General features: G+C 55.4%; 2 protein-coding genes. One reads left to right on the top strand and one right to left on the bottom strand.

Going from position 1 to position 1,102, the window contains the following annotated elements:
* Positions 1-349, bottom strand: a 349-nt coding sequence (locus FV226_RS27560) for a hypothetical protein (protein WP_147765412.1), incomplete at its 3' end; no start/stop codon positions are given.
* A gap of 326 nt (positions 350-675) precedes the next feature.
* On the opposite strand from FV226_RS27560, the gene FV226_RS27555 reads away from it, so the two are divergent.
* A partial coding sequence (locus FV226_RS27555) for a hypothetical protein (protein WP_147765411.1) occupies positions 676-1,102 on the top strand: 427 nt, incomplete at its 3' end.

Raw genomic sequence — 1,102 nt, 5'->3', positions numbered from 1 at the left:
TGTCAATATAGCATTTGTAGATATGATTTAAATTTGCCTCGACAGTGAAGGCGTATGCTAAAGCTAATGAACGAACGTGTTCGGTTCTCGAACTAATCCGCAGAAATGTGATTTTATCTTCTATTTGAGAAGTGCTTTTAATGTCATGTGGAAATCTATCCATAATTTGCTCGGTTTCTAGCTGTGTCTGTGCGCCATTGATAATTTCCGCGCTAAATTCAGCTTTTTCTAGGACGTTTCCTCCAGCGCTTTCCTTGGCGACACGACCTGTTAAATGTCGCTTTGACCGGACTTGTTGGGGTGGTGGTGCTGGTGCGTTTCGCACACGTCTGGCAGGAGCATCGCTCATCACAGCCTCTTAAGTCTGTAGTACAGACATACGGTAGTGAGATCCGGCGTTCGGGTCAAGTTATCCGGCTTGCGCCACCGCCGCGCTGACTGCGGTGGAGACACTACCAACTCCGATTTTCACGCATCGTTGAAGCGCTTAATCGTTGTCGCAACCTGATTCCGTCGAGGTCGGCGGCGAGGTATGAATTCTGGCTGCAACTCCGTTGCAACAGGGCAAGCGGAGCAGATAAGTTCATGCTCTGTTCCATTGTGAAGAACGTGCTGTCGGGTCAGCTTGCCTCTCGAAAAATGGTCCATTTTACGTCGCCCGTAGCGAGGGTTTAGGTGCCTATCCCCCGGCACCAGCTCGGCGCATCGATCCGGACCGCGCTGCATATCGCTGACCGCGATGCGATCGCCGCTTTCGTCCTGGATGAGAGCACGGTGTTTGCGCCCCACAATCCGTTCGCGCGAACCAGTGTCGGTGCACAGCGTCAGGTTTGGACTGGGTACCAGCGCGAATTCTACTTCTCGAACATCGCCTCGCTTGGGCTGGCGTGTTTGCTGAACGCCTTATGCGCCCGTCCCGATGACGAAGCGATTGTTCAGGAGATCCTCCAGGCCGATGGCTGCCGTGCTTACGTGTATCACCCGGGCGACGGCTGCCAGATCGTCGGGGCCGTGCTGCATGCCAGGGGGACCGGAGCCCTGCCGGTGATCAAGCCACTTCCACGGGGTGGCCGGCGGGGCTCCGGTCCCCCTGGCATGCAGC

Source organism: Methylobacterium sp. WL12 (genome assembly GCF_008039475.1).
Lineage (GTDB): Bacteria > Pseudomonadota > Alphaproteobacteria > Rhizobiales > Beijerinckiaceae > Methylobacterium > Methylobacterium cerastii.
Note: the sequence above shows the minus strand (reverse complement) of the source record. Positions and strands in the feature narration are given on the sequence as shown.